This is a genomic window from Sphingobacterium sp. FBM7-1 (assembly GCF_020687765.1).
Taxonomy (GTDB): Bacteria; Bacteroidota; Bacteroidia; order Sphingobacteriales; family Sphingobacteriaceae; genus Sphingobacterium.
In genome coordinates this window covers 1-724 of the sequence record NZ_JAJEWJ010000026.1, presented here as the reverse complement: position 1 = coordinate 724, position 724 = coordinate 1, and the positions used below count along the sequence as shown (strand labels likewise).

Here is a 724-nt window from a genome sequence, read left to right as displayed (position 1 = left end):
ACAATTTGAGCATTAAGGTTTAAACCGAATTTTTCCGAAATTGACCTGACCTGACTTTTCCTGAAAATCGACTTTAAAGCTGTTTTTACAGATAAATCAGGTTTCTCTAACAGACAGGAAATAAATGCTAAGTATTTGGCTTTAAACTTAAAATCAAAAAATAAGTGTTTTCTTTTAATGTTTAACAGGGCTGATTTGACAGTTGGCGGTGGCAAGAAACTTTCAGGACCTACCTCATAGACAAGTTTCAAATCAAAAAAAGTATGATAGAAAACGGTATATGGATTGTAAAGCTTCCTCGAAAATAACTTTTGTGTAGGTTCTAACTGAAGGACAATTGAACCTCCCAGAAAATTTTCAAGACTCTCAAACATCAGGATTTTGAAAATATCGGAAGTAATGCCATAAGGAATATTTGACACCACTTTGAAAGGAAATTTCGGAACTGCAAAATTCCTAAAATCACAACCGACAACTTGAACATTTCGGGCATCAGAAAATAATTTTCGTAAATGTTCAACCAAAGCTGTGTCGTTTTCAATAGCAACAACATTGTTGGCGATTTTTAATAAATGAACAGTAAGGAACCCCTTGCCTGCCCCAATATCTAAAACCGTATCCTGATTACTTATATTTGCTTGTCTTATTGCATCTTTTATTAGCACTTTATCAATAGTAAAGTGCTGACCCGTAAAACGAACGGGCAATTTCTTTTTTGTCATTA

The 724-nt window shown here is 34.0% G+C and carries 1 protein-coding gene; it reads right to left on the bottom strand.

Features of this window, described 5'->3' with window-relative positions; translation table 11 throughout:
* The coding region (gene erm / locus LKO28_RS15370) for a 23S ribosomal RNA methyltransferase Erm (protein WP_227695913.1) at nucleotides 1-722 on the bottom strand (722 nt) is incomplete at its 3' end.
* Nucleotides 723-724: the final 2 nt, after the last annotated feature.